Genomic DNA, 7,480 nt, shown 5'->3' with positions numbered 1-7,480 from the left:
TCGCACGGGGTCAAAATAATTGGCATTGACAATGTGCACGCTGTTGAGTTCTCAAGGACCAGACGCACCCCCCACTCAGCACCACCACAGTGGAACCTCATCAGAGGGGCTGGAAGTTCGTTGCCGGGGAAGAACCGTGGCGGACAAGATCTCCAGGTGAACCCGGTGACCGTCTCGGCCGTTCCGTTCTCCGCCTCAGCGGCAACGAGTGATTACTCTACGCACGGCCCGACCACACCACCAACACCACCAACTTCCCGGGCGTGTCGCACGGTCGGCACCTCGTGGCCCCGGTACGGCGAACGGCCCGCTCCCCTGTGGGAACGGGCCGTTCGGGTGTCGCGAGCACTCAGTGGCGAGCGATGACCGGGTTCTTCAGCGAGCCGATCCCCTCGATGAGGACCTCCACCACCTCGCCGTCGCGGATGGCCCCGACCCCGGCCGGGGTACCGGTGAGGATGACGTCGCCGGGCAGGAGGGTCCAGATCGACGACACGAACTCGACCAGGGACGGGATGTCGTGCACCATCTCGCTGGTCGACGCCGCCTGGCGCAGCTCGCCGTCCACGCGGGTCTCGAGTCGGATGTCCGACGGGTCGATCTCGGTCTCGATGACCGGACCGAGCGGACAGAAGGTGTCGAAGCCCTTGGCTCGCGTCCACTGTCCGTCGCGGGCCTGCAGGTCGCGCGCAGTCACGTCGTTCGCGATCGTGTACCCGAGCACGACGCTCGCGAAGTCCTCGCGCCGGACGTTCTTGGCGAGCGAGCCGATCACGATGGCGAGCTCGCCCTCGTGGTCGACACGGCCGACCTCGGCCGGCAGACGGATGGGGTCGTCCGGACCGACGACCGCGGTGTTCGGCTTGAGGAAGACCACGGGGTCGTCCCCCGACCGCTCGTCCATCTCCGACGCGTGCTCGGCGTAGTTCAGGCCGACGCCGATCACCTTCGACCGAGGGATCACCGGTGCGAGGAGCTTGGCGTCGGCGAGCGGCACCCGCTCCCCCGTCGTCTCGAACCCCTGGTACATCGGGTCCCCCGCAAGGACGACCAGGTCACGCTCGTCGAGGATGCCGTACCGCGGGTCTTCACCCGTGCTGCTGAACCGTGCGATCTTCACTGTTCGACCCTACCGATCCGCGGCTCAGGCCGGGTCCGTCAGGCGCGTCATCCACCCGTGGGGGTCGGGACGACGGCCGTACTGGATGTCGGTCAGCTCCTGGCGGAGCGACATCGTCAACTCGCCGGCACCGACGGTCGGCGACCCGATCGTGAAGCCCTCGCCGCGGAGCTCCGCGATCGGCGTGACCACCGCGGCCGTCCCGCAGGCGAACGCCTCGGTGATCGAGCCGTCGGCCACCCCGTCCCGCCACTCGTCGAGCGTCACCCGACGACGCTCCACCCGGAGCCCGCGGTCCTCGGCGAGCTGCAGGATCGAGTCGCGGGTGATGCCCTCGAGGATCGACTCCGAGTCCGGCGTGACGAGCGTGCCGTCCGACCGCACGAGCACGACGTTCATGCCGCCGAGCTCCTCGAGGTACCGGCCCTCCTCGGAGTCGAGGAACATCACCTGCTGGCAGCCCTGCTCGTAGGCCTCCTGCTGCGGGAGCAGGGACGCGGCGTAGTTCCCGCCGGTCTTCGCAGCCCCGGTCCCGCCACGTGCGGCACGGGCGTACTTCGTCGACAGCCAGATGCTCACGGGCTTCGGTCCGGACGTGAAGTACGCCCCCGCCGGGCTGGCGATGCAGTGGTACGCGACCTCCTGCGCGGCACGGACGCCGAGGAAGGACTCGGTCGCGATCATGAACGGACGCAGGTACAGGCTGGTCTCCGGCGCCGACGGCACCCAGTCCACGTCGGCGCGGACGAGCTGCCGGACCGACTCGACGAAGACCTCGAGCGGCAGCTCCGGGAGCGCGAGCCGACGGGCCGAGCGCTGGAAGCGGCGCGCGTTCGCGTCCGGCCGGAAGGACCACACCGACCCGTCCGCGTGGCGGTAGGCCTTCATGCCCTCGAAGATCTCCTGCGCGTAGTGGAACACGCTGGCGCTGGGGTCGAGGGTCAGCGGTCCGTACGGGTGGATCGATGCGCTGTGCCAGCCGGCTTCGAGCGACCACGCGACGGTGGCCATGTGGTCGGTGAAGTACTTGCCGAAGCCCGGGTCGGCGAGGATCTCCTCGCGCTCGGCCGCGGCCCGACGCTCGGGCGACGGCGTGTTCGCGAACTCGAGGGCGAAGTCGCCGTCGGTCTCGGTGTCGGTGCTGCTCATCGGGGTGACTCCTGTCAGGCGGTGGTGGTGCGTGCTGCGACCGCGGCGGCGATGGCGTCGCCGACCTCGGCCGTGCTGCGCGGCATGGTGCCCCGGCTCGCGAGGTCGGCCTCGACCGCCTGTGTCACGGCCGCCGCCAGGTCTGCACGACCGAGGTGGTCGAGCAGCAGGGCGACGGACAGGACGGCGGCGGTCGGGTCGGCGACCTGCTGGCCTGCGATGTCCGGCGCGGAACCGTGGACCGGCTCGAACATGCTGGGGAAGGTGCCGTCCGGGTTGATGTTCCCCGAGGCCGCCAGACCGATGCCGCCGCTGATCGCGCCGGCCAGGTCGGTGATGATGTCCCCGAACAGGTTGTCGGTGACGATGACGTCGAACCGCCCGGGCTCGCGGACCATGTGGATCGTCACCGCGTCGACGTGCTGGTAGTCGACGGTCACGTCCGGGTGCTCCTCGGCGACCGCCGCGACCGTCCGCTGCCAGAGGGAACCCGCGTGCACGAGCACGTTGCTCTTGTGCACGAGGGTCAGGTGCTTCCGCGGGCGGCGGGAGGCGAGGTCGAAGGCGTACCGGACGACGCGCTCGACACCGTGTGCCGTGTTGAGGGACACCTCGGTGGCGATCTCGTGCGGCGTGCCGACGCGGATCGCGCCGCCGTTGCCGACGTACGGGCCCTCGGTGCCCTCGCGCACGACGACGAAGTCGACCGCGCCCGGGTCGGCGAGCGGGCTCGCGACCGAGGAGTACACCGTCGTGGGGCGGAGGTTGACGTAGTGGTCGAACGCGAAGCGCAGCTTCAGCAGGAGTCCACGCTCGATGATCCCGCCCGCGAGTCGCGGGTCGCGCGGGTCGCCGCCGACGGCGCCGAGCAGGATCGCGTCGTGCTCGGCGATGGCGGACATGTCGTCCTCGGTGAGGATGTCGCCCGTCTCGAGGTACCGGGCGGCACCGAGCGAGAAGGCGGTCTCCTGCACGTCGAGGTCGTCCGGCAGCACCGCGTGCAGGACCTTCAGCGCTTCGTCCACCACCTCGGGCCCGATGCCGTCGCCGCGGACGACCGCCAGCTTGAGCGTCTGTGCCATGTCCCGGACCCCTACAGCGTGATGTCGATCTCGCGGAGCGAGGTCGCGTCGATGGTGGAGCGCACGTGCTCGAGGATCTCCGCGGGCACCGGCGAGTCGACCGTCAGGACGCTCAGCGCCTGCCCGCCGGCGGCCTCGCGCGAGATCTGCATCGCGGCGATGTTGATGCCGGCGTCGCCGAACTCCTTGCCGTAGACCGCGACGATGCCGGGGCGGTCGGTGTAGACCATCACGACGTGGTGCGCGTCGAGGGCGACCTCGACGTCGTGGCCGTTGATCTCCACGAGCTTCTCGACCTGCTTGGCACCGGTCAGCGTGCCGGACACGCTGATCGCGGGCCCGTCGGACTGGGCACCGCGGATGGTGAGGACGTTGCGGTACTCCGGGCTGTCGGCGTCGGTGATGAGCCGGACGCTCACGCCGCGCTGCTCCGCGATGAGCGGGGCGTTGACGTACGAGACCTGGTCGCTGACGACGTCGGTGAAGACGCCCTTGAGGGCTGCGAGCTTCAGCACGCTGACGTCGTACTGCGCGAGCTCGCCGTGCACCTCGACGTCGATGCTCGTCACCGGCGAGGTGGCCAGGCCGGTGAAGACCTGACCGAGCTTCTCCATGAGCGGGATCCCCGGGCGGACGTACGGGTCGATGACGCCGCCGGCGACGTTGACCGCGTCCGGCACGAGTTCGCCGCCGAGAGCGAGGCGCACGGACTTCGCGACGGAGACGCCGGCCTTCTCCTGGGCCTCGTCCGTCGAGGCGCCGAGGTGCGGCGTGACGACGACGTTCGGCAGCGCGAGCAGCGGCGAGTCCTTCGGCGGCTCGGACACGAAGACGTCGAGGCCGGCGCCGGCGATCTCCCCGGACGTGAGCGCCCGGTGCAGGGCGTCCTCGTCGATCAGGCCGCCGCGGGCGACGTTCACGACGAACGCGGTCGGCTTCATGAGCGCGAACTGCTCGTCCGAGATCATGCCCACCGTCTCCGGCGTCTTCGGCATGTGGATCGTGGTGAAGTCCGCACGACGGAGGAGGTCCTCGAGCGACACCAGCTCGACCCCGAGCTGCTGGGCCCTGGCCGTCGTGACGTAGGGGTCGTACGCGATGACCGAGACGCCGAACGCCTGCAGGCGCTGCGTGATGAGCGCGCCGATGCGGCCGAGGCCGATGATGCCGACGGTCTTCTCGTAGAGCTCGACGCCGGTGTACGACGAACGCTTCCACGCGCCGGCCGCGAGCGACGCGTGGGCCGCGGGGATGTGGCGCGCGAGCGACAGGATGTGGCCGACCGTGAGCTCGGCGGCCGAGATGATGTTCGACGTCGGCGCGTTGACGACCATCACGCCGGCGGTGGTCGCCGCCTTGATGTCGACGTTGTCCAGGCCGACGCCCGCGCGGGCGACCACCTTGAGCTGCGGCGCCGCGGCGATGGCCTCGGCGTCGATCTTCGTGGCGGACCGCACCAGCACGGCGTGCGCGTCGGCGAGGGAGGACAGGAGCGCGGCACGGTCGGTACCGTCCACGTTCCGGATCTCGAAGTCGGGCCCGAGGGCGTCGACGGTGGCGGGCGAGAGTTCTTCGGCGATCAGGACGACCGGCTTCGGCACAGCTGCAGTTCCTCACACGAGACGGGCGGTATCCCACCATCGTATCGACGCGGGGACCCGGTTACGACCGCACCGTCGGTCCCCGACGGAACCACGCGCCGGTCCGGAGGCGCGGAGCCAGCGGGCACCGTGCCTCCCGTCCGTGGGACGGTCGCGACGTGCGTCAGAAGTCGAGCAGGCGCGGCACGAACAGCTGGAGGTCGAGCCAGAGCGCGCCCGCCGCGGCGAACGCGACGACGAAGACACCGACCGTCACCGACAGCCGAGCCCGGCGCGTCGTCCAGAGGGCGACCACGAACGCGACGGGCGCGATCGCGATGTCGAGGACGAGCCAGCCCCAGGGGGTGCTGCGCTGCAGCGACGAACCACCGGAGGTCGTCTCGAGGAACGTGTTGAACGCGCGAACCGACTGCGAGACGGTGACGAGGTTCCCGACGCTCTGGACGGTCATGTAGGCGAACAGCGCGCCGAAGACCACCCAGACGACGATGCGGCCGACGAGCGGGGACGAGGTCCGGCGGGCTGCCGGTGTCGTGGCGGTCACCCGAAGCTCCTGGTCATGAGGAACGGCCAGGGGAAGAGCACGGCGGCTCCGAGCAGCATCCACAGCAGCCGCGTGCGGGTCCGACGACCACGACCGGCCCAGAGCACCACGGTGAACCACAGCGCGGGCGCGACGATCGACAGGAAGCGGAGGACCTCGACGAAGACGGTGAGCAGCGTGTCGACGTTCGCGACGTACGCGGTCGAGGCGGTGAGCAGCCACGCCACCGTGTAGAGCAGGTAGAGCCCGCCGAAGACCCCGAAGCCGACCAGGGCACCGGAGGTCTCCGGGCGCTCCGGGTCGCGTCCGCCGTGGCCCTTCACCGTGACCGGGTTGTGGGCCGCGTCGACGTGGGTCGCGTCGTCCGCGTCGCCCCAGCTGAGGGCGTCGTCGTCGTGGTCGACCGAGCCGTCGGGCGGGGATGCTGCCGTGGTCATGGGGACGATTCTACGAGGGACCCGCGACGGCGGACACCACGAGGGACCGCTCAGACGTCGGCGGGCTGGGTCGCGAGGACCCCGGCGACGACGTCGCGCACCGCGGGGAACAGCGGGTGGCTCTCCACGAGCCCGGTCAGGATCTCGGTGAGTGCGTGCGCCGTCGCGCCGGAGCGGAGCAGGGCGTGCAGCTCGATCGACTCGGGGTCGTTCTCGTCGTCGAACGCCAGGGCGACCCGGACCGCTCCGAGCAGGTGCTCGACCGGGAGCCCGCGTTCGGCCAGCTGCGACGCCGGGCCGATGAAGCGCTCACGCCGTCCGAGCTTCCGCAGCGGGTTGCGCCCCACACGCGCCGTGGTGTCCGGCAGGAGCGGGTTCGCGATGCGGGTGAGGTTCGCAGCGACGTAGCGGGCGTGCTCGGCCGGGTCGAACCCGTGCTTGGCGACCAGCAGCGCGGTCGTCTCGGCGAGGACCCCGTCGACCTCGGCGCGGACCTCGCGGTCCTCGAGGGCCTCGCGGATGAGTCGGATCCCGCGGACGAAGCCGTGGTACGCCGCGGTCGCGTGGGCGGTGTTCACCGTGTAGAGCTTCCGCTCGACGAACGGCTGCAGGTCGTCGACCCAGGTGACGCCGTCGATCTGCGGCGGCTCGGCGTCGGACGGAGCGAAGGGGGTGCGCTCGATGACCCACTCGTAGAACGGCTCGAGCACGACGTCGAGACCACCGGACTGTCCGAGCACCCCGGACTGGTCCGGGACGATGCGGTCGATCGCGCAGTTCGCGAAGACCGCCGCGACGTGACGGTCCTCGAGGATCGGGGCGCGTCGGATGCTGGCGTGCAGCGAGTCCGTCGCGTTGAAGGCGTTCTCGCAGGCCACGACCGTGACGTCGCCGCGCTCGGGCGCCCGTGCCGCGAGGCCCTCGGCGATGACGGGGGCGACGAGCGGCAGCGTGCGTGCACCGACGGCGGTCGTGACGACGTCGGCCTCGGCGATCGCCTGGACGACGCGCTCACGGTCGGTCTTGCTGCTGAGTGCACGGAAGCCGTACACGAGGTGTTCGACGGGCTGCTCGCCGACCTCGTGGACCACGAAGCGGCCGGCGTCGTTGAGCGCGGAGACCACGCGGTCGTCCACGTCGACGAAGGTGAGCTCGTAACCGCTCGCGACCAGGAACTGACCCACGAACCCGCGCCCGATCTTGCCGGCGCCGATGTGGACCGCTCGCTTCGTCACCGCCATCCGATGATCCTCCCACGTCGGAGGACCCGGTCGTGACCACTCCTCGCGACGCCGCGGAGCGGCATCGGCAGCACTGCAGGACGGGTCACGGAAGCGGAGCGCCCGGGTACGGGGACGCCACGGGGGCGCCAGGTGCTGGCGCTGGAGCTGGAGGGGTACAGGTGCATGTCGTTCGGGTCACGTCGCGTGGGGGGGGGGGGGCCCCCCCCCCCCCCCCGGGGGGGGGGGGGGGCCCCCCCCCCCCCCCCCGGCCCCCCCCGCCCCCCACTAGGCGTCGTTAGACATAAAACCCACAAACCCCCGGCG

General features: G+C 70.9%; 7 protein-coding genes. All 7 read right to left on the bottom strand.

The window, feature by feature from the left end:
- Window positions 1–349: 349 nt before the first annotated feature.
- The 7 genes from PIJ49_RS16685 to PIJ49_RS16655 all read right to left on the bottom strand — a co-directional run bounded on the left by PIJ49_RS16685 (window position 350) and on the right by PIJ49_RS16655 (window position 7,174).
- Entirely contained in the window at window positions 350–1,120 is a 771-nt protein-coding gene (locus PIJ49_RS16685) for a fumarylacetoacetate hydrolase family protein (protein WP_271827121.1), read from the bottom strand.
- Window positions 1,121–1,144: 24 nt separating this feature from the next.
- The gene (locus PIJ49_RS16680; RefSeq protein WP_251155581.1) at window positions 1,145–2,269 is read right to left on the bottom strand and encodes a branched-chain amino acid aminotransferase; all 1,125 of its coding nucleotides are present in this window, start codon (window positions 2,267–2,269) and stop codon (window positions 1,145–1,147) included.
- A 14-nt stretch (window positions 2,270–2,283) separates the two neighbouring features.
- Window positions 2,284–3,351, bottom strand: coding sequence for a 3-isopropylmalate dehydrogenase (locus tag PIJ49_RS16675; protein ID WP_271827120.1), 1,068 nt, complete (start codon window positions 3,349–3,351; stop codon window positions 2,284–2,286).
- A gap of 11 nt (window positions 3,352–3,362) precedes the next feature.
- Window positions 3,363–4,952, bottom strand: coding sequence for a phosphoglycerate dehydrogenase (gene serA, locus PIJ49_RS16670; protein WP_251155579.1), 1,590 nt, complete (start codon window positions 4,950–4,952; stop codon window positions 3,363–3,365).
- A 163-nt stretch (window positions 4,953–5,115) separates the two neighbouring features.
- Complete coding sequence (locus PIJ49_RS16665) at window positions 5,116–5,496, bottom strand: hypothetical protein (protein WP_066654913.1); 381 nt, start codon at window positions 5,494–5,496, stop codon at window positions 5,116–5,118.
- Complete coding sequence (locus PIJ49_RS16660; RefSeq protein WP_066654915.1) at window positions 5,493–5,933, bottom strand: hypothetical protein; 441 nt, start codon at window positions 5,931–5,933, stop codon at window positions 5,493–5,495. Before PIJ49_RS16660 ends, PIJ49_RS16665 begins: the two co-directional genes overlap by 4 nt.
- 50 nt (window positions 5,934–5,983) lie before the next feature.
- The gene (locus tag PIJ49_RS16655; protein WP_066654917.1) at window positions 5,984–7,174 is read right to left on the bottom strand and encodes a mannitol-1-phosphate 5-dehydrogenase; all 1,191 of its coding nucleotides are present in this window, start codon (window positions 7,172–7,174) and stop codon (window positions 5,984–5,986) included.
- Window positions 7,175–7,480: the final 306 nt, after the last annotated feature.

The organism is Curtobacterium uvaldense, from assembly GCF_028307415.1.
In the GTDB taxonomy this organism is placed as follows: domain Bacteria; phylum Actinomycetota; class Actinomycetes; order Actinomycetales; family Microbacteriaceae; genus Curtobacterium.
Note: the sequence above shows the minus strand (reverse complement) of the source record. Positions and strands in the feature narration are given on the sequence as shown.